The sequence below is a fragment of the Streptomyces sp. NPDC092045 genome (assembly GCF_044756005.1).
Classification (GTDB): domain Bacteria; phylum Actinomycetota; class Actinomycetes; order Streptomycetales; family Streptomycetaceae; genus Streptomyces.
Map to the genome: position 1 here is coordinate 109,053 of NZ_JBIVSC010000010.1, position 20,231 is coordinate 129,283.

Below are 20,231 nucleotides of genomic sequence, written 5' to 3' on the forward strand. Positions count from 1 at the left end.
AGATTGCACAGGCCTGGCCCGGGGTTTTGCGGAGTCGCTCAGGCCCGCGCAATCGCGGCGCGGACACGGCCGATGAGGTGCTGCGCCTGGAGCCGGCGGGCGGCGTGCTCGGAGAGCTGATCCCAGACCCGGGCGTAGAGGGCGAGATCGTCCCCGCCGTTGTACTGGAGCTCGGTATTGATGGTCTCGACGACGACCCGCTGTTCGTCGAAGATCCAGAACCCGTGCTTCGGGGTGAGCGGCATGGGCGCCCGGAGGGGCACGATGCCGAGGTCGACGGTCGACATGCCGATGAGGCCGACGAGCCGGTCGAGCTGCCCGGTCATCGTGTCGACAGTGCCCACCTGGGCGTAGAGGGCGGCCTCCCAGATCAGGACGCGGAACAGGCGCTCGGGCTCATACAGCACCCCTTGGCGGCGCATGCGGGACTGCACGGCGGCCTCGGTGTCCCGGGGCGAACGCATCAGCGCGGCGTTCTGGGTGAGGAGGTGGCGAGCATAGTCCGCGGTCTGGAAGAGGCCCGGGATGACGCTGGTCTCGTAGCCGCGGGCCGTAGCCGCGCGCCGGTACTCGACGACGTACCGGTCCTGGACGGGGGCATGGCCGGCAGCGAGCTGGCGACGCCAGTGCGCGGGCTGTGACTCCACTCCTCGCAGACGAGCGAGAAGCTCGTCAAGGAGATCGGGCCGCCCGGCGGCCACGGCCCACTCGGCGAGGTCCTCCGCGCTCGGCTTCTGCTTACCGGACTGGAGCCGGGAGACCTTCGACTCCTGCCAGCCGAGCCGTGCGGCGAACCCTTTGCCGGACAGGCCGGTCTCGGCACGGAGCTCACGGAGCCGCGCGCCAAGGGCTTCCCGGCTGCTGTCGGGGTCGGTCACGCCGTGGACCGTACCGCCGCCCATGCCTCGGCTGTAGGGATGGCGGCGGCTTGGGCTGTATCGCGGACCTGGCACGCGGCGAGGACCTGCGCCTGGTCCTCGACGAGCTCGACGCCGACGGTGATGTCCGTGTCGTCGATGTGCATCCGTACGAGGACGCGGGAGTCGAAGAGCCAGAAGTCGTGAGGGAGGTCGACCCCGAGGCGCTCGGCCGTAGCCCGGTGCAGGACGCGGATGTCCTCGCCGGCCGCGGTGTTCCCGGCGGCGGTCGCCATGAGGAACCGCTGCCCGTCCGTAGGCGGCTCGTCGATGATCCGGACCCGGGAAAACCGCGCGCCCCGCCGGGCCTTCTCGCGCACATTCACGTTCCACGGATGATCCGGCTCCGTGGCCGGAAGGGTACCTCGCATGAACGCCTGGAAGCGGGCGCCGTCCCGGTCGGTGGCGTAACCGCGGCGGGTCTCCAGCCGGAACGCGCTGTGCTGGAACTCGGCGAACAGGTGGGTGATCTCCTCGAAGGGGACCAGCGGGGGCACGGTTACTCCTTGGGGGTGAAGCGGGTGAGGAGCTCGCGGGGGATGACGACGGCGGTCTCGGCAACGCCGAGGTCGCGGAGCTGGGCCCGCTGTTCGGTGTCGATCTCGTCGCCCTGGACGACGAGGTCGCCGGTCTCGATGACCTCGTACAGGGTGGGACAGTTGCCGTGCTCGCTGGTGGTGCCGATGAACCTGAGTGTCATGGTGGCTCCGTCCTCGTCGAGTGGGGTCCCAGCATGGTCGACGAGCAGACCGGGCGCAGGAAGGTTGCCCGAAATTGCGCGACTCGGGCTGGGGATCGGCAGTGACCGTTCTCAGCCCGGCTCGTTGCCCGGGTGCGTCCGATCTGCTCGTTGGCTGGCTCGACCTCCTCGGGGACATCGCCGTCCTCGAAGCCACCAGCAGCGCCGGCTGGTCGCACTCCCAGAGTCGCCCCCATGTCCGCAGTGGTTACTCGCGTTCAAGGCGTGGGCCGAAGAGATGCAGCCCGTTGTCGGGACCATCCCCGCATGCGCGGGGACGACACCAGGGCCTGGCGTTCCTTCACCCACTCTTGGGGACGACCCCCCGCAGGCGCGAGGACGACTTCTCGTCCGTCACGTAGACGAACGTAGCCAGTGGACAACCCCCGCGGGCGCGGGGACGACGGTGTCGGTCATGGGGTTCTCCTCGGCGTGTGGGGACAACCCCCGCGGGCGCGGGGACGACCACTGGCCGCACCAGGCGGGCAGGGTGGGCCGGGGACAACCCCCGCGGGCGCGGGGACGACTACTCGCGCGGCTGGAAGAGCGGCACCAGCCGGGGACAACCCCCGCGGGCGCGGGGACGACCGTGCGGCGGACGACGACCGCGTCGGGCACGGAGGACAACCCCCGCGGGCGCGGGGACGACCCCCCGGGACGCGGACGGCGCGAAGCTGTGCGCGGACAACCCCCGCGGGCGCGGGGACGACCTCCAGGGAGGACGCGCCGTCCTCATGCGGGTCGGACAACCCCCGCGGGCGCGGGGACGACATACCGCCGGCCTCGTCGACGACGATCAGGAGCGGACAACCCCCGCGGGCACGGGGACGACCTGCTCGCCCGCCACCCGGACGTGCTGGTGATCGGACAACCCCCGCGGGCGCGGGGACGACCTGTGGTGCGACCGCGACAGCAGCTCCTCCGGAGGACAACCCCCGCGGGCGCGGGGACGACTCCCGTGCGGCCTCGGCCTCGTCGAGCGCGCTGGGACAACCCCCGCGGGCGCGGGGACGACACGAGGGACGGCGCGGCGTCGTGGATGGCGTGCGGACAACCCCCGCGGGCGCGGGGACGACTGTCAGGAGAGTGGGGGTGGTGGCCGCCAGGGAGGACAACCCCCGCGGGCGCGGGGACGACTCGCCAGGCGGTTGGGTGTGGCGTCCAAGACGGGGACAACCCCCGCGGGCGCGGGGACGATGCCACCGGCGTCCTGGCCGCCATCAAGGACGTCGGACAACCCCCGCGGGCGCGGGGACGACCCCAACGTCAGTTTGAACAGCGGCGACATCGTGGGACAACCCCCGCGGGCGCGGGGACGACTCGACTTCCACTTCACAGATGAAGACACCGCACGGACAACCCCCGCGGGCGCGGGGACGACGACGCGACCTTGTCCCACGTGGCCTTGATCCCCGGACAACCCCCGCGGGCGCGGGGACGACACGCGGGCGCGCCCGAGTCCCATATTGGCGATCGGACAACCCCCGCGGGCGCGGGGACGACTCGGAGGGCGCGATCGGTCCGGAGCACACGCACGGACAACCCCCGCGGGCGCGGGGACGACGTCTGGCCGTGCCTGAGAGGCGAGTACGCCGGGGGACAACCCCCGCGGGCGCGGGGACGACACGACCACGCACATAAAGATCGCGATGGCCAGGGGACAACCCCCGCGGGCGCGGGGACGACGACAAGCCGAGGGCGATGAAGTTCGCCCGGGAGGGACAACCCCCGCGGGCGCGGGGACGACGACCTTGCCGTTCGGCATGTAAAGGCGGACCTTCGGACAACCCCCGCGGGCGCGGGGACGACGCCGGTACGCCGAGGCCGGAGAGCTCGCCGCGAGGACAACCCCCGCGGGCGCGGGGACGACGCCCTTGCCCGCATCGCACTGACGAAGATGCGGGGACAACCCCCGCGGGCGCGGGGACGACCTCTCGGGGCGGGGATGCAAACGGGCCCGCCTCGGACAACCCCCGCGGGCGCGGGGACGACCGGGAGACCGGAGTGGCCGGGGCGGGGAGCGGCGGACAACCCCCGCGGGCGCGGGGACGACTCGTAGCCGAGTTGGGTCAGGGCCCGGCCGAGCGGACAACCCCCGCGGGCGCGGGGACGACCCCACGCCTTCCTCGCAGGCCGCGAGAGTCTCCGGACAACCCCCGCGGGCGCGGGGACGACCCGCCGGACGACGTACGGAAGGAGGACTCCTTCGGACAACCCCCGCGGGCGCGGGGACGACGAGAAGTGAAACCGTGGCTAAGTGGTATGACCGAGGACAACCCCCGCGGGCGCGGGGACGACTCGACCTGTGCGAGCGCTGCTGATGCCGCGTACGGACAACCCCCGCGGGCGCGGGGACGACCTGAGCAGCAGTGCCGGGCGGCGGTTGGTGTGCGGACAACCCCCGTGGGCGCGGGGACGACGGGATGTCAGCTCGGCCGGCACGCGGGCCGCCTGGGACAACCCCCGTGGGCGCGGGGACGACCGCCACGTACGCCGCCACCTCCTCGTCCGTCGGTGGACAACCCCCGTGGGCGCGGGGACGACAACCGGCGGAACTTCGTGGTGCTGCCGGAGGTCGGACAACCCCCGTGGGCGCGGGGACGACACTTGGTGACCTGTGGTGTTGTCACGCGATCATGCTGTTTTGCTTTACGTGGTTTGGGGGCGCCACGCCTGTCCGCCTTGGCGTGGGCGGGCGATGAGGGTGAGGCCGTCGAAGTCGACGGGAGTCCAGCGGTCGCGGCCAGTGGTGCGGGTGGTCCAGCCCTGTTCGGTTGTCGCGGGTTCGATCATGACGGCTTGTCCGTCGTGGATGCGGTCGGTGAGGGTGGCCCAGAGGCAGTCACGGATGCGCGGGTTGGGGTTGCCGACGAAGATGCCGACGGCGACTTCGACGAACCACCGGGTGAGGTGGCCGCGGAGCCCGGGCGGGGCTGCGATGAGGACGATCACAGTGGTGCCGGTGCTCATGAGGCTGGCTTTCCTGAGGTGGTGTCGTCCGGGTCGGGCCGCTCCGAGGGCTCGGGGGCCTCTGGGATGATGTCAAGGTGGTCTGTGGCACTCCAGTTGCGGCCGCTGCTGACAACAGTGTCGCCGTCGTCCCAGAGAGCGCCGAGGTCCTCGTCAACGAGGTCGGTTTCTTCGGGGACGAGGAGCCGTTTGATGTCGTCGACGATGCGGGGCAGGAGTTTGCCTCGGACGATGGCGTCCCGCAGGGCGGTGCGTGCGTCGCGTTCCGTGGTCAGGCCTTGGGCTGCGAGGTCGAAGGCGAGTGGGATGGTGAACTCGGCCTTGTAGAGGTCGGCGATATCCAGTGCGAACGAGAGAGCGTTGCCGGTGTGGACGAAGCCGAGGGCGGGACTGGCGCCAAGCCCGGTAATTGCAGCGTGACAGATGCCGTAGAGGGCAGAGTTGGCGGCGGACAGGAGGCGGTTGACGTCGTCGCCGGCGGCGAAGGCGTCGCCGGGCTTGTAGTTGCGTTTCGTCCAGGGGACGCCGGTGCGCTGCGCGTGCTGGGAGTAGAGGCGGCGGATGCGGGTGCCTTCTCTGCCTCTCAGTTGTTGGAGGGTCAGGCCGGTGGTGTCCTCGCCGGGGAATCGCATGTCGTACATACGGCGAGCTACAGCGACGCGTTCCTTGGGACGGGTGACCAGCCATGCCTGCCGTAACTGAAGCTGTGACCCTCTGGCTGTGCTGGTGCCGGTGGCGTAGAGGCGCACGCCCTGCTCGCCGACCCAGCACACGGCGGTGCCGGAGTCGGCGAGCAGGGTGACGGCAGGGTGAGTGATGCGGCTACCAGGGCCGATGAGGAGGACGGCGAGCCAGGCGGCCGGGACGTGGACGGTGCGTGCCTTGTTGACCAGGACGATGGCGTTGTCATCCCGGTCGATGTGGCAGCGTTCGGCGTAGAGGCTGCTGATGCGGTCCTCGAGCCGGTGGACGTCCTGTGGCCCGGTCCGCCACCACGGATCAGCCATGGTCGGCCTTTTCCACGGGGCGCAGTGGTGCCAGCGTGAGGAGGCCCTGTCCATAGCCCTTGGCGGGTCCGATGCCACCGAGGAGGGCGGAGCGCAGCGCGTCTGGATCGGTGACGCGCAGGCGTCCTTCAAAGGTGGCGGTGGACAGGGTGATACGGGGACCGGCGTTGTGCTTGGTGAAGCGCAGGATGTCACGGCTGATGATGGCGACCGCCGGCCCTGCCGACGATGCCGAGGCTTCTGGTTGACCACCGCCTTCCTGCAGGCCGGGTGCGGGAGGCGTGCTTGTCGCGTCGGGGATGGTGAAGCCGTGGCGTTCGCTTCGACTGAGCAGCCATTTGAGCTGCTGTTCCACGGTGCGATGGGCTACGCGGAATCCGCGGTGTCGGCTGCCGTGGTCGGCTTCTTCCTTAAGGCGGGCCGCTTGTTCCTCACTCGGCCGGGTAGGTCGGGGGACGCTCTGGACGGGGTTGGCGGTGAGGCGGAAGCCGAACTCCCGGCCGCGGGCGATGCGCTCGAGCAGTGGTGTGTAGTCGGCGATGAGCGGGGTGCCTCCGTCGGCTCCGGGCCAGCCGGCGTCGTCGACAAGGTGCGCCCAGGAAGGGCGGCTCTCGGTGAGGACGAGGACTTCGGCCCGGTGGGGAGTGTTGTTCTCCAGCCGCCACAGCACCCGCTCGGTGACGGGTTGTACAGCCAGTCCGGCGAGAATGGCGGCGTGCAGACGGTGTGGGCTGGCCAGTAGAGACACGGCCGTGCAACGGCGCGGGTTCAGTGCGATCTTTGACAGGTAGGGCATGTAGGTCACCAGCCCAGGAGAGCGAACGGGTCGTGGTCGGACTGTCCGGCGGTGCCGGTGTCCGGTGAGGTGGTATCCGGCTGGGCGCGGCCGGTGGGCAGGGTTACCCAGAAGTGGCGTACGGCGCGGCGGCCGAAGCGGGTTCCGGTCTTCAGGTCGAAGGTGTCGGGGACGTCGATGGCGAGCTGGTCGCCGGCCGGGTCGTCGACGGTGGCCTCCAAGGACACGGTGGCGCCTTTGGTCTGGGCGCGCCGGTGGCTGCCTGCCTGCCATGGCACGTTCTTCAGCGCGTCCTCCAGCTCCGTGTCGGAATGCAGACCGAGGCTGACGGGGCCGACCGGCGGGCAGGAGCGGCGGCCGAGGGAGAGGGGGTACACGGGGTTTCGTACGGCCTTCTCCAGGCTCTCGAGCAACGGCTTGGGTCCGTGCAGGGCGGCGACGAAGACGGCGTCCTGGAGGTAGAAGCGCTGGGTGACGCCGGTGTACTTGGGCGGGCTGGTGCGGGTTTGCTGTCCCTTGGCGTTGGTCTTGGCCGAGAGCAGCGGGATTCCTCGGTAGTCGCTGTAGGTGTGGTAGTCGCGCAGCAAGGTGCCGGGTTGATCGACCCGGACGCCGAGTTGCAGGCCGACCAGGTCGGTGAGGGACGCCTCACGGTCGCGTCCTTCGGCGGCAGCCAGAAGGCCGAGGACCCCGGACTTTGTAGGCTGGGGGCGGGTTTCGCGCCGGTTGTAGCGGGAGGGGCCGCCCCAGGACTGCAGGGGGGCGGCCAGCCGCAGCACCAGGACGCAGTGGTCCGTGGCGGTTGTCACGCGCTGGCCTCCGAGGCTTCGGAGGGGGCGATTTCGCCGTCGAGCCACTCGCCGACCAAGGTGTTGACCGAGTCGAGGAGGGCGGGGAAAGGCAGGGAGGAGCCGAACACCTCGGTGACCTTGTCGCCTTCGGCGGCATAGGTGGCCAGGGTCCGCAGCGGCTTGTTGCCCCAGGTGTCACCGACGGCCCGAAGCTCGTCGGCGAGCCGCACCATGGATTCGCCGGCCAGGCCGGTGACACCGGTGACGGGCTCCTCGTAGGCGGAGACGAGGTTCACCGGCTGGTCGGTGCGAACCGTTAGCAGCACCAGGTGGGGCAGGGTGCGGTGGGCGAAAGAGTTTTGGTGGCCGGTCGGCATGGAGCGGGCGAACGCGTCGATGAAGCGGACCGCTGTTTCGCGGGTCTCGTCGGCGTCGGAGAGGTTGTCACGGAGCTGGTGCACGCCGAGGACGGCGTAGCGGTACAGCGTGGAGGAGTTGAATTCGACGGTGCCGATCATCCCGGCACCGTGGTCCTCGGTGTTCTCGTCATCGACCGCGGTGTAGTAGTCGAATTCGGTGCGTACGGCATGGGTGGACAGGGCGTGTGCGACTTGGACGGAGGCGTCCACGTTCAGCGTGGGCAGGTCGGCGACCATGCGGCCGAAGAGGGCGACCTCCGCGGGGTGGCCGGTGGACAGTGTCTGGACGACGGCCAGCTTCTTGACTTCGTTCTTCAGCTCTTCATCGGTCAGGGCGGACAGCTCGGCGGCGCGGCCGCCGAGGAGCTTTACCAAAGCGTCGAGTTGCTTCTTGCCGAAGAACAGCAGGTAGGCGGACTGGTCGTCCTTCTTGGCGGACTTGGTGATGCCCAGGGGCTCGAGCAGAGCGGCGGCCAAGCGATCGGCCTGCTCCTGGGTGAGGCCGGCGCCGCCCTGGTCGGCGGGCTGGACGAGCCGCTGGGCGAGCAGGGTAGCGATCCGCTTGGTGCGGGTGGCCCGGTCGGCTTCAGGTACTTGCCGGGCGTACTCGGTTCGGGTCGCCCGCTTCCATGCCTGCGAGGAAACGCGGGCCCGGCGGGCCCCGCCGTAGATGGCCTGCTTCGGGGTCCCGGAGTCGTCCCGGTTGACGTTGGACGGGGGAAGGCTCTGCAGAATGTGGACCTCGACGAACAGATGCTTGCGGCTCATGGCATGACTCCTTGGGGGCAGGGGGCGCCGCGAAGAAGGGCGCGCGAACAATGCGGATGCGGAAACGGGTGGGTGGCATGAGGCCGTGTGGCCGGCGTCCGGAGAATCCGGACGCCGGCGGCCCTGCCTCGCGCCGGCGAGGCAGGCGGAACTGCTTTTAAGCGGTGGTGTCAGGAAGTCGCGGCGCGGTGGAAGTCGTGGTCCCACCGTTGCCGAAGTCTGCCGGCGGCGTGCGGCCGACGGGGATCGTCCCAGACCCGCAGAGCGGAGCGGAGCAGGTCGTAGTCAAGCTCGATGCTCGCTCGGTTCAGCAGCGGGACGAGGGATCGCAGATGCGCGGCGAGTTCTTCGGCGTCGCCGGAGGTCAGCAGGGCCCCGAAGCGCTTTTCCAGCGATGCGGTCGCGCTCTTTCCCTCGCCGCCGCCGGCAGCTTTCCGCGCGAGCAGGCCGACAGCCGTGCCAGGGCTAGCTCCCGGAAGGTGCATCCGGTGTGCGTGCGTCTGCTGGTGCCGGGCAAACAGGGTGAGGGCCGTGTGCTCGGCTGCCAGGTCCCAGGTGAGGGAACCCCGGTCACGCCACTCTGACGCCATGCGGGTGCGATAAAACGGCCACATCGCGGCGACCGTCCCCGCCTCCCGCCCGGCACCGGAGCGCAGCGCGGCCAGCTCGGCGCCGGCATCCCGGCTGCCGGGGACGAATGTCGCCCAGTACGGCGCCGGCGCCTCTTTAGCGCGGTCGCCTTCCTCCTCGCCCGGGTCGGTGTACTGCAGGCCCCAGGCCCGCAGCACTCGGTTGCGCCCCGACCCGTCCCACTGGGCCATCTCATGGAACAGACGCGTGTAATCCACACCGATGTCCGCCTGCCGCAGAAGCGGCACAAGCCGCTGCAGGTGCTGCGCCAGTTCGTGCAGATCCTGCGCGGTGGCCGCCGCGATCAGCCGCCGTTGCACCGAGGGCCCGGTCAGTGCCTGGCTTTGCTGCAGCCGCAGGCACGTGGTCCCCAGCCCGACGCCTGCCTGGTGGACCGGGCTGGACGCGGCATGCTGGTGCAGACCGAACAGGGTGAGCGTGTAGTGCTCGGCAAGGTAGGAATCAGGAAGACGCTCCGGCTCACCGTCCGGAAGGAAGACCCGGTGGATCGTCCGCATCGACGCGACGGTGCCGGCCTCACGGCCGACGCCTTCCCGCACAGCCCTGAGTTTGCGCGTCACATACTCCGGAAACTCCGCGCTCCGCCCCTCACTCCGTGCCGCATGCCACTCCTCGGTAGCCTCTTCCCAGAAGAACGGCCGTGCACGGCCCGCCGTGCCGCGTGCTGCCCGTGACCTGTCGAGAGTCGTCATGCCGCGGCCACCTCCTGCGCCGCCGTGTCACGTTCCTCGGCGGCACGCTCCAGGATCTCTGCCAGTTTCTTCCGGAAGACGCCGATGGCCTTGCCGCTGCGGTACACGAATTCCTTGTCGCCGTTCTTGACCGTGCGGCCCACGATGGCGCGCGGCGGGGTAGCGGCGAGCAGAATGTCGACCTCCCTGCCTGCGGCGATCCACACGGTCTGCTCCCACGCCAGCTGGGCGCGCTCCAGAAGCTCGTCGTCATCCGCACGGATGGTCCGCATCCCGACGAGCAGGCGGCGCATTGTCCGGTCGAGGGAGTGCAGGAACTGCGCGGAGGGCCGGCTGCCCTTGTCCCGGGGCAGCGGATCGCCGCCCGAGGCGCGCCGCATGTCGTTGTTCAGGCCGTCGAGAGCCCGGGCGACCAGGTCGGCCTGGTCCACGCACTCCAGCAGCGCCTCGCGCAACCACTTGTCCTGGGCGAGCAGAGCGTTCACGGGAAGGGGCAGGTCGTCACCGATGGCGTTTTCCACTACAGCGGACTGGTTGCCGTACTCCAGGCCCGAGATTTCCACGCCGAACGGATACCGTCCGGCAAGTACCTGGTCGGACTGCAGGTCGCCGATCTGGCGCAGCAACTGTGACGTGTATGGGCCGTCGCCCTCCTTCGGCAGGGCCATTGCCAGCAGGCTGCTCAGTCCCTGCCAGGCCGCCCGGCCGGAAACATGCCGGCGAGGTCGCCGGTGGGGCTGGTCCTTCTTCGGCTTGGCCGTGTGATGCCAGGCGGTGTGCGGGTCGTAATCGGGCGTCCGGGCCAGCCGGTCGCCGGCGGACACGATCACCCTGTTCACCCGTAGGCCTTGCTCTGTCTCACAGGTGAACAGCCGGACCCGGCGGGCCTGGAAGGTCAGCAGGTCCAGCAGGCCACTCGCCGGGCGCTCCGACCATGCCGGGGAGGTCGGCGACTTGCAGCCGAAGCCTGCCGGACGCTCGTCCCACGCCCACTGCGGGCGGTCGCCGGCCGCCAGACCGTCGGGCAGCACCGGTGTGTTCAGCAGCAGCGTCTCGTAAAGCGTCTCGCCGACGGGGACGACGATGCCGAGCTGACCGAGCGGCCCGACGGGGTTGCCGGTCGTCTTGCCGTTCTTCGCCTGCGGGTCGCCTTCGGCACCGGTCTTGATCGATGCCGTGTCCCAGCAGTGCACGTGCAGCAACCAGAGCAGGGCCTCCCCGGGCGTCAGCAACAGCTCATCGGCCTCGCTCAGAGCGCTGAACAGCGGCACATTGTTGCCCGACGCCACCGACGGCACCAGCTGCGCGGCCGATTTCGTCTCCCCGTTCAACGCCTTCAGGTCAGCGACCTGTGCGAACGGACGCTCGACAGCGAACAGCCGGAAACGGTCCCCGTAGCGCTCGGGCCCCAGATAGTGCGTGAGCCGTTCCAGCTCCTGGCCGGAGAACTTCCCGCGCCCGAACCGCTCACCCCACTCCTGCCGGCTCCGCGGCACACCCAGGGCGTCGAACATAACCGGCAGCAACAGCTGGCGGATTACCACCGGCAGCATCGTGTGCACCGGAAGCTCAAGACGCCGGATGCTGTGCGCTTGGGTCAAGATGTTCAACAGACCGACGGGCTTCGTGGCACCGTCCAAGCCGACCGCGGTCAGCGCCGCGCCGTGGACCAGGTCTCCATCGACGTCCATGGCGGCTTCCCCCTCCATGATGCAACCCATGTCCTCCTGGACACAGGGACGGCGGCTCGATGCGGTTCTCCCCAGGCTCGCATCGCCTTGCCACTTCCCACGCTTGCACACAACGTTCGCTGCTTACAAGCTAGTTGGATAATCCCCCCACGGCGACATTCAGCCATCCACAAGCCATGGCCAAAGGTTCGATAGGCTCTGCTTGGTGTGGCGTGTGGAGCGCTTCCCGTTTCCCCGCAAAGCCGGGGGTGTTCCCGTTCGGTGCTTCACGTGGTCCCCGCACAAGCGGGGGTAACGGAACCACGGGGAGGCTCCACACGCACCGCCACTCACTGACGCTCGACAACCAGACCGAGAACGTCGTCATACGCCACCCGGTCCTTCCCCAGCAGCCGCGTACCGTCCTCCTCCAGCACCAGCGCCAACTGGTACTGCAGCCACGGCCGATCCACCCACCCCGGAAGCGGACGCAGCTCGGCCCGGGCGGCGGTCGCGAGCCTGGACGGCAGGCGAACAATGCCGCCCAGCAGCCGGTCCGTCACCTCGTCGTCGTCCACCTCACCGTGCACTCCGAGCCAGGCACCGTCATAAGCCCGATAACCGCCTGACACCCGGCGGACGATCACCGCCTCGACGGCGGGATCACCGTCCCGGACAACGGCGTCGAGCTGCTCCTCTGTAGCAGCCCGGCTGCCCGCATAGTGAAGACCTTCAAGCGTGGGGAAAGCCCACTCCCGCTGACGGCACAGGAGAAAACCCTCAGCCCTCCCCGCCCGCTTCAGTTCCTTGACCTGCCATTCCTCCCGAGCCTCGGCCTCGGACCAGTCTTCCGGGCAGACCGCCTCACTCCCGTAGGCCCGCGCCACCAGACCCGGCACATCGGCCGGAATACTCCACCCCACACCCTCCCGCTCCGCCCGCAACGGCTCTCCACCATCCGGAGCCGGCAAAGGACCGGCGGCTTCCATGACGAGAGCCGCCGCTCGCAGCAACGACCACCGGCCGTAGATCGCCTCCGAAGCCCTCAAAAACTGCGGACTCCCGTCCCGCGCACTAGCCACCCCGGTGACCAGCACCCGCGGCTCCCGGTGGGCATCCGGCCGGCGGGTGCCACCATGGCGATGCAACCTGCCGATCCGCTGCAAAAGCAGGTCGGTGGGAGCCAGATCGGTGATCAGCACGTCGGCGTCCACGTCGAAGGACTGCTCCGCAAGCTGCGTGGCGATCACCACCATGTGATGGGGCCGATCCTTCCCAGCCTCCGGCCCCATCAGACGCAGGCACTCCTCGGTCCGGCCCCCACGGTGCGCGGCGCACAGCCGGGCATGCAGCAGATGCAACTCGCCGTCAAACCCGCCGCTCCGCAGCTCGTCATAGACCGCCTGCGCCCGGGCAACCTCATTGACCACCACCAGCGCAACCCCACCGTCGGCCACGGACACCCGCACCGCTTCGGACACCCGCACACCGGCAGCCCCGGTATCGGGCAGCCAGGCGAGTTCCACAGCCACCGACTCACGCCACGGCGGCACCACCTCACGCGAGGACTCGGCAACCGACCGGCCTTCCACACCGTACGCGACCGTCACACACGGATACCCAGCCGGCTCAGGGACCGGCTGGTGCACATCCGCCTTCCCCAGGACACCCGACAGATAAGCGTCCACGAACAGCTGCCGCTGCGCGGGCGGCAGCGTCGCCGACAGCAGTACTACCGGAACTCCGACCTGTCCAAGCCACCGAAGCGCCTCGACGAGAAACTGCCGCATGTACACATCTGCGGCATGCACCTCATCAACGACCACGACCTTCCCCACCAGCCCCGCGAACCGGAGCATGACGTGCCGCGTGCGGGTCGCCGCATACAGCAAATGATCCACCGTACCCACCGCGAACGCGGTGAGCAGCCCCCGCTTATTACCGAGAAACCAATGCGTCGGGCCATCCGCCCCCACGCCCGTACTGCCCGCGAGCGCCGGTTCCACCGGCGGCATGCCGTACTCGGCGTCCTCACCAATAGCACCGAAGTCGTCTCCCGCGGACGCCACCCCGGCACCGTCACAGCCGCACGCCTCACCGTCGGGCCGCGGCTTGCCCTCCCAAATAGCCCGCCACCAAGCATTGAAACGCCGACGCCCATGCAAAAGCGCCACCTGAGACTCGAGCTCCGGATCGAAGGTGCGCACCCACTGCAGCACCTGCTCATACATCGGATCACTGGTCGCCTGAGACGGCATCGCCACGAACACACCCTCGAGACCGAACCGCGCCGCCAATACTTCGGCGGCCGCAAGCGCCGCCTTCGTCTTGCCCTCCCCCATCGGAGCCTCGACGAGCATGAGCCCCGGCACCGGCATCGACCATGCCCGCTCCAGCAACTCCCGCTGCGACGCCCGCGGCGTCACACCCAGCCGCCCGGTCAGCGGATCCAACCGCCCCCGCGGCAGCGGCAGGCTCCGCCAGCCACCCCGCAGCCCCAGCCGCTCCCACGCCGCCTCCGCACGAACCTGAGCTCCCTCGAACGAAACCAACTCCGCGTCCGCCAGGCCCGTGAACTGGCGGCCGTCGCTCGCAATCCAGTCCGCCATCACGATCAGCCCCGACAGCGCAAGCTGCTCCGCCTTCCGCAAGGCACCCACCGGCCGCACGTCCGCCAAGTCGTCGAAGCCGACCGCGCGGGTGAACACATCCACCACCGCACGCTGCGCCTCCTCCCAGGCGACTCCCCGGCCCTGGACCTCCCGGTGCGGTGGGTCAATGTCAGAGACCGACGGAAACGTCCCATGGTGCCCGGCCACCAGCGGCCACACCCACCCAGCAGCCTCCTCACTCCCCCATGCGGCGACCAGCCGCGGCTTCAACAACGCGGCCCCGGCAACATCGTGACGCCACATCTTCCGCCGATTCGTCGGCAGCCGCCCCCATTTCAGACCTGCCGCTAATACCGGCGCGGCCTCTGCTGCGTCCATCGCCTGAAATGCTGGACAAGCCTTCCCACAGTCGTGAATGCCGCATATCCACATAAACCACATTCGACCCCGGGCACCACTGACCTCGTCCAGTCGCCGCCGAAACCCCGCCGACAAGTACCGGTCCCACACCACTCCGGCCACGGCCGCTGTATCCAGCAGATGCCCCAACAGCAGATGCGTCCGACCACCGTTCCTCGCCGCCGACTTGCCCCACAACCGCGACACCCGCTCCACGGCCTCCGGCGACAGCCCCATCGCCTTCATCAACGCGACGACCGAACTCCCATGGTCTGCCATTGCTACCCCCAGTGCCAAAGTCCTGACACCCTAGGCTCTAGCACTGACAATGCTTCCAAGCTGGCCGCCGGAGCGAAATGCATGTAAAGGAAAACCGTAGCCGCTGCTAGCATCACCGCAGCTCAAGAAGTGTCGTCCCCGCGCCCGCGGGGGTTGTCCGATCTGTGGCATAGCCGACCTCGGGCCCGGAACGTCGTCCCCGCGCCCGCGGGGGTTGTCCCCTCCCTGACGGCGTCGAGCCTGTCCTGGCTGCGTCGTCCCCGCGCCCGCGGGGGTTGTCCGCCCACCCCCTGCCCCACAACCGCACCGACCACGTCGTCCCCGCGCCCGCGGGGGTTGTCCGCGCATGGGCACCGAGTTCTACAACGCGGCCTGGTCGTCCCCGCGCCCGCGGGGGTTGTCCCGGTTCCGGCGGGGGCGCCGTCGACCGTGACGGGTCGTCCCCGCGCCCGCGGGGGTTGTCCGTGCCGGGTGTACGTGGTGCCGGTGCGCACGGAAGTCGTCCCCGCGCCCGCGGGGGTTGTCCGCTCCTCCGGCGCGCCGTCGCCGACCCGCGCACGTCGTCCCCGCGCCCGCGGGGGTTGTCCGCGGGTGTGCCACCAGCACAGCCGCCCGAGCGCGTCGTCCCCGCGCCCGCGGGGGTTGTCCCGACGAGGCCCTGATCGAGTACCTGACCAAGGCGTCGTCCCCGCGCCCGCGGGGGTTGTCCGAAGAACGGCGACCCGAAACGCTCCGTCGTCGCGTCGTCCCCGCGCCCGCGGGGGTTGTCCCGCAGCGTTGGGCCTGCCCCGATCTGCTGGACAGTCGTCCCCGCGCCCGCGGGGGTTGTCCGCGGGCCCTGTCCGACGCCGCGCAGATCCGCACGTCGTCCCCGCGCCCGCGGGGGTTGTCCTTTACGAGTCTTTCGATATCTCGCCTTGCGTAAGTCGTCCCCGCGCCCGCGGGGGTTGTCCCGGACCGGCGGAGACGGCGCAGGTGAGCCAGCCGTCGTCCCCGCGCCCGCGGGGGTTGTCCGAGCGACCGGGACAAGGAAGCCGAGACCCGTACGTCGTCCCCGCGCCCGCGGGGGTTGCTCGACGGCCTGAGGTCGAAATTCTTGATCCGGTACGTCATTCCTGCGCCCGCGGGGGTTGCTCCGAGCGCCTCGTGCAGGGATCACGCCCTGAGGGGTCGTCCCCACGCCCGCGAGGGTTGCTCCGAGTGGGTGAAGGCCGGCTGCCCGCTGGAGCCGTCGTCCCCGCGCCCGCGGGCGTTGTCCGCTGCCGCCCGACACCATCGAGCACGGCACGGTCGTCCCCGTGCTCGCGGGGGTTGCTCGAGCGACAAGAGCGCTGGTCGCGTCGCCCCGGAGTTGTCCCCACACTCGCAGGGTTTGCTCCTGAAGTGCTGCTCGTGGGCGGCCTCGGGCATGGTCGTCCCCGCGCCCGTGGGGGTTGCTCCGTGCTCGACATGGAGTCGTATGCCAGCCTGGCCGTCGTCCCTGCGCCTGCGGGGGTTGTCCCGTGAAGCCGCTCCCGTACGACAGGAGCATCACGTCGTCCCCGCGCCTGCGGGGATTGACCCCGCAGGTCACGACTTCCGTCCTGACGTGTGCCATCGTCCCCGCGCCTGAGGGGGTTGTCCCGGTAGGAGGACCCGATGCCCCGTATCCGTCCCGTCGTCCCCGCGCCTGCGGGGGTTGTCCGCTCCCGGTCAGCGGTGTACTGGACCGGGCCACATCGTCCCCGCGCCCGCGGGGGTTGTCCCGAGGGTGTTCAGTCCCTCATGCAGGGGCTCCGCGTCGTCCTCGCGCCTGCGGGGGTTGCCCCACGCTCAGCGCCCGGTCGTCCTGTTCGTGCTCGTCGTCCCCGCGCCCGCGGGGAGCAGTTGACGATCATCTTCCACTGGTTGGCGTTGAAGGGTCCATCCCCGCGTGTGCGGGGAGCAGCTCGGGTGGGCTGGTCAGCTGTTGCCGCACGCGTTGCACGGCCATGCGGTCTGGCGGATGCAGACGCCGTTGTCGTCGTACTCGTAGATGACGCTCTTTTGACCCGAGCATGTCTGGGTGTTGCCGGGATTACCTGGTAGTGGTGCGGGGATCTGCCGTCCGCACGGGATCCGCTGATCTTGCTGGTGTCCCATAGGGGTACTCCTCCACATGCTTCGCGGTGGGCCTCCAGCTCCCCTGGCAGCCGGTGCAGTACCAGCTCCATGAGTCCGGGACGTCTGAACGCATGCGAGTGACGTCCTTCCACAACATCGGCTTGTCGGGGCACTTGGGGCATGGCGGTGGCGTAAGCGGCATGTGAATCTCCTTGGTGGGATGTCATCACCGTGGCGCCTATGCCGTGGTGTGTGGTGCGTGGAACACCCGTCCTCACTCGAACGAGGGACGGGGGCCGCCTTGCGCGGGGCAGGGCGGGAGTTCAGCGGGTGGTGCCGTAGACGATGACAGCGAGCAGCCCAAAGACGGCCAGGCAGTAGAGCGTCTGCCGCTGCCACTCCTTCATCGCAAGCTCGGTGCCAGCGGCGGCAGGTTCGGCCGGCCGATGTACGGGGCCCGGGCCACGATTGCCGCGCGGTGGTCTTCGAGCGCCTGGAGCAAGCTGCGGACGACGAACGCGAGCTGCCGGGCGTGTGACCAGGGGCCGAGGGGCCCGTTGCCGGGGCCGTCGGCCTGGAGCTGTGCCCAGTCTCGGAGGGCGCCATCGCCGCACACCGGGCGCTTCTCCACGGGGATGGCTTCCACGCTGGCGGCGAGGCTCGCGCAGTGCGTCAGAAGCGCGTCGGTAAGGTGCGCGAGCTCCTGGACGTCGGGGTTCTGCCGTATGGCGAGTGCCTGGTGGATGAGGCTGAGGGACATCGATTCGACGTGCTCCTCGATGGCCGTGGCGGCCTGGAGGAGGAGGGCCGTGCCGAGATCTACCTCAGCTGCGGTGACTGTGCCCGTACCGAGTGGCGCCTCGGACGTGTGTGGGGACTGGACTGTATTCACAGTGGCGCCCTTCCTACTACGCTGGGGTTGCCCGATCTGCTGTGCTTGTGAATGTAGGAGCAACAGGGCGCCGCCTGAAGTGACCACTGGTACGGGTAGGCAGACACTGTCGGTAGGCAGAGGGGACGCCATGGCCAGGCAGCAGCAGGAAACCCTGACCGGCAGTCAGGGAAGGACGTCCCGGACACGGGGCGGGGCCATCTCCGGCTACACCTTCCGGATAATCCGCGAGCAGCTGGGCCACAGCCAGGAGTCGATCGCCGAGGAGGTTCGCGTATCGGCTGACACGATCGCGGGGTGGGAGTCCGGACGCCGCACGCTTACCTCCGTGCCCGTCGGACAGATGCTGGTCCACCGCCACCGGCTCATGAGGCTCGGCGCCCCACCTGCTCTCCTCCTCGCCCTCGAACGCGCCTTAGAAGCCGACGTACTGCTCACCGGAGCCCTCGACGACGACATGCCCCATGAAGCGCACCCGCTCGGCGCATGGGTCATGCAGCGCGACCTGGTGGAGATGCTCACCTGGCCACTGAACGGCATGGCCCCCACCCCTCTGCGCAACCTGCCCGCGCCGCGCCGCGCCCGTCGAGGACCCGTATCCGACGGCCCGGAGCTCACCCCGGGCGACCGGACCCGGTTCTTCTCCCGGATGCGCGAGACGGTCGACCAAGCCCGGGCCCCCGGGCTCTTCCTCCTCCGCCGACAGGCCCTCTATCTTGCCGGGTACGACGACGCACCAGACACCACGGGCTGGCTGGCCGCTCACCAGGGCGACGCACGGCCCGCCGACTGGCTCACCCGCTGGCTCACCGCCCGGTCCGTGGCCGCCGTCGCCGCCCGCCAGGGCGACCGCGACAGGATGGACCACTTCATCGACACGACCCTCGACGGGGATGACGCCGGCGAGGCCGCGAACCTCGCGTACTGGGCTTACTGGATCGGCGAGACGCCGCACCCCCAGCTCTCGGACGACTTCATCACCTCCACACCGCCCGGTGCCTGGGGCGGTCCCAAGCTGCTCGACCACCTGGTGCGCGGGCTCACCCCGGACCACGGGTTCTTCGATCTGAACGTCCATAGCCTCTGGGCGCTCCTGGCCGTCCGGCCCGCGCTGCTGCGGGCATCGACCGAAGCGGGCACCGTCCTGCGTCAGCGGCTCCCCGTGATGTTGGATAGCCGAGAGCTGTCGCGGCGTGCACGTCGTGAGCTCGAAGGTATTCGGTACGCGATCCGCCTCGCCGAGGCGTGAGAGGAGACGGACGGTGGCAGACGACCTGTCCGCAGTGGCTCACTTCCTGTATGAGGCGGGCACGCTGAAGGCGTCCCGCCGCACCGGGTGGTGGATGGCCGGCGTCCGGGACCCCGAAAGCGTCGCTGAGCACTCCTGGCGTACCTCGCTCATCGCGTCGGTGATCGCCAGACTCGAAGGGGCGGACCCGGCGCGTGCGGCCCTGCTTGCGGTATGGCACGACACCCAGGAGACGCGCACGGGGGACGTCAACCACCTGGGCAAGAAGTACTCAGGCAGCGCGGACCCGAGAAAGGTGACGGCCGACCAGACAGCCGGGATGCCCGAGGTCCTCGCATCGGCAGTGCGCGAGCTGGTCGGTGAGTACGAGGACAAGGGATCGCCCGAGGCCATCTGTGCCCGGGACGCCGACAAGCTGGAGTGCATGCTTCAGGGCCTGGAGTACCGGGCCCAGGGCTACCAGAGCGCCCAGCGATGGATCGACAACAGCATGCGGCGGCTGACCACGGCGACCGGCCAGCGGCTGGCGGAGGAACTCCTGTCGCACGACCCGCTGGACTGGCTCCGGTCGACCCTCGGCGAGAGCTGACCCACACCGGGCATGGCGAAATGCCCCTTTCGCCCGAAGGTGGAGGGGGTGGGTCCATTCCCGCGTGCGCGGGGAGCAGCGCAGCAGATCGACGCACTTGCGGCGGATCTCGGATCCATCCCCGCGCCCGCGGGGGTTGTCCCGGCCTCGCCCTGGCCCTCGCCATCATCGGCGCCCCGTCCCCGCGCCTACGGGGGTTTCTCCCATGGTGCGCGGCCTGGTTCTCGCCGGACGGTCATCCCCGCGTCTGGCGGGGATTACTCGACGTCCGGGTCGTACGCGCTGCACACTAGGCAGTCGTCCTCGCGTCTGCGGGGGTTGCTTGCCGCGTCGGCCCGGATACGTCCTGGATCAGCCCTCGTCCCCGCATCCACGGGGGTTGTCACCAAGCCCGCCTCTCCAAGGCGCTCCGGGCCTTGGCGCTGATAACGCCCTCGGACCAGCCGCCGAGGCGAAATGTATGTAAAGGAAAACCGTAGCCGTTGCTAGCATCACCGCAGGTCACGAAGCGTCGTCCCCGCGCCTGCGGGGGTTGTCCCGGCAAGGAGGACATGCCGGACCTCACCCCCGATGTCGTCCCCGCGCCTGCGGGGGTTGTCCGGTGTGTGGGTATGAGTTCGTCACTGACTAGCGGTCGTCCCCGCGCCTGCGGGGGTTGTCCACGTCCTCGGTTCTCCCGGTGTTGTACGCCTCTAGTCGTCCCCGCGCC

At 69.8% G+C, this 20,231-nt stretch carries 14 protein-coding genes and 3 CRISPR repeat arrays (1 of these 17 only partly in view); of the genes, 2 read left to right on the forward strand and 12 right to left on the reverse strand.

Going from position 1 to position 20,231, the window contains the following annotated elements:
• Window positions 1-38 precede the first annotated feature (38 nt).
• The 12 genes from ACIQKA_RS22880 to ACIQKA_RS22935 form a co-directional block, all read right to left on the reverse strand.
• The gene (locus ACIQKA_RS22880; protein ID WP_402542190.1) at window positions 39-878 is read right to left on the reverse strand and encodes a helix-turn-helix domain-containing protein; all 840 of its coding nucleotides are present in this window, start codon (window positions 876-878) and stop codon (window positions 39-41) included.
• On the reverse strand, window positions 875-1,414 hold the full coding sequence (locus ACIQKA_RS22885) for a DUF6879 family protein (RefSeq protein ID WP_402542192.1): 540 nt from the start codon (window positions 1,412-1,414) through the stop codon (window positions 875-877). The genes ACIQKA_RS22880 and ACIQKA_RS22885 overlap by 4 nt, the downstream gene beginning before the upstream one ends.
• Before the next feature lie 2 nt (window positions 1,415-1,416).
• Window positions 1,417-1,617 (reverse strand): hypothetical protein, encoded by a 201-nt coding sequence (locus tag ACIQKA_RS22890; protein WP_402542193.1) that lies wholly within the window; start codon window positions 1,615-1,617, stop codon window positions 1,417-1,419.
• A 293-nt stretch (window positions 1,618-1,910) separates the two neighbouring features.
• Window positions 1,911-4,261: direct repeats of the CRISPR family, unit length 28 nt; unit sequence GGACAACCCCCGCGGGCGCGGGGACGAC.
• A gap of 44 nt (window positions 4,262-4,305) precedes the next feature.
• Window positions 4,306-4,626 carry a type I-E CRISPR-associated endoribonuclease Cas2e gene (gene cas2e / locus ACIQKA_RS22895; protein ID WP_402542194.1) on the reverse strand — a complete coding sequence of 107 codons (321 nt, stop codon included), beginning with the start codon at window positions 4,624-4,626 and terminating at the stop codon, window positions 4,306-4,308.
• Entirely contained in the window at window positions 4,623-5,633 is a 1,011-nt protein-coding gene (cas1e, locus tag ACIQKA_RS22900) for a type I-E CRISPR-associated endonuclease Cas1e (protein ID WP_402542195.1), read from the reverse strand. The genes cas2e and cas1e overlap by 4 nt, the downstream gene beginning before the upstream one ends.
• Complete coding sequence (gene cas6e / locus ACIQKA_RS22905) at window positions 5,626-6,429, reverse strand: type I-E CRISPR-associated protein Cas6/Cse3/CasE (RefSeq protein ID WP_402542295.1); 804 nt, start codon at window positions 6,427-6,429, stop codon at window positions 5,626-5,628. Before cas6e ends, cas1e begins: the two co-directional genes overlap by 8 nt.
• Before the next feature lie 5 nt (window positions 6,430-6,434).
• Window positions 6,435-7,238 (reverse strand): type I-E CRISPR-associated protein Cas5/CasD, encoded by an 804-nt coding sequence (cas5e, locus tag ACIQKA_RS22910; protein ID WP_402542196.1) that lies wholly within the window; start codon window positions 7,236-7,238, stop codon window positions 6,435-6,437.
• Window positions 7,235-8,407 (reverse strand): type I-E CRISPR-associated protein Cas7/Cse4/CasC, encoded by a 1,173-nt coding sequence (gene cas7e / locus ACIQKA_RS22915; RefSeq protein WP_402542197.1) that lies wholly within the window; start codon window positions 8,405-8,407, stop codon window positions 7,235-7,237. Before cas7e ends, cas5e begins: the two co-directional genes overlap by 4 nt.
• Window positions 8,408-8,577: 170 nt before the next feature.
• Window positions 8,578-9,750: a type I-E CRISPR-associated protein Cse2/CasB gene (gene casB / locus ACIQKA_RS22920; protein WP_402542198.1), complete on the reverse strand. Its 1,173-nt coding sequence runs from the start codon at window positions 9,748-9,750 to the stop codon at window positions 8,578-8,580.
• Window positions 9,747-11,441 (reverse strand): type I-E CRISPR-associated protein Cse1/CasA, encoded by a 1,695-nt coding sequence (gene casA, locus ACIQKA_RS22925; protein WP_402542200.1) that lies wholly within the window; start codon window positions 11,439-11,441, stop codon window positions 9,747-9,749. The genes casB and casA overlap by 4 nt, the downstream gene beginning before the upstream one ends.
• Before the next feature lie 329 nt (window positions 11,442-11,770).
• On the reverse strand, window positions 11,771-14,710 hold the full coding sequence (gene cas3, locus ACIQKA_RS22930; protein WP_402542201.1) for a CRISPR-associated helicase Cas3': 2,940 nt from the start codon (window positions 14,708-14,710) through the stop codon (window positions 11,771-11,773).
• Between the two features lie 131 nt (window positions 14,711-14,841).
• A CRISPR array of direct repeats spans window positions 14,842-16,639; the repeat unit is 28 nt; unit sequence GTCGTCCCCGCGCCCGCGGGGGTTGTCC.
• A 556-nt stretch (window positions 16,640-17,195) separates the two neighbouring features.
• Window positions 17,196-17,552 carry a DUF6415 family natural product biosynthesis protein gene (locus ACIQKA_RS22935; RefSeq protein WP_402542202.1) on the reverse strand — a complete coding sequence of 119 codons (357 nt, stop codon included), beginning with the start codon at window positions 17,550-17,552 and terminating at the stop codon, window positions 17,196-17,198.
• A gap of 262 nt (window positions 17,553-17,814) precedes the next feature.
• On the opposite strand from ACIQKA_RS22935, the gene ACIQKA_RS22940 reads away from it, so the two are divergent.
• A complete protein-coding gene (locus ACIQKA_RS22940) occupies window positions 17,815-18,933 on the forward strand; it encodes a helix-turn-helix domain-containing protein (protein ID WP_402542203.1) in 1,119 nt (372 codons plus the stop codon).
• Window positions 18,934-18,946: 13 nt separating this feature from the next.
• Window positions 18,947-19,522, forward strand: a complete 576-nt coding sequence (locus ACIQKA_RS22945) for an HD family hydrolase (protein WP_402542205.1) — start codon at window positions 18,947-18,949, stop codon at window positions 19,520-19,522.
• Window positions 19,523-20,032: 510 nt separating this feature from the next.
• A CRISPR array of direct repeats spans window positions 20,033-20,231; the repeat unit is 28 nt; unit sequence GTCGTCCCCGCGCCTGCGGGGGTTGTCC; it runs 868 nt beyond the window's last position.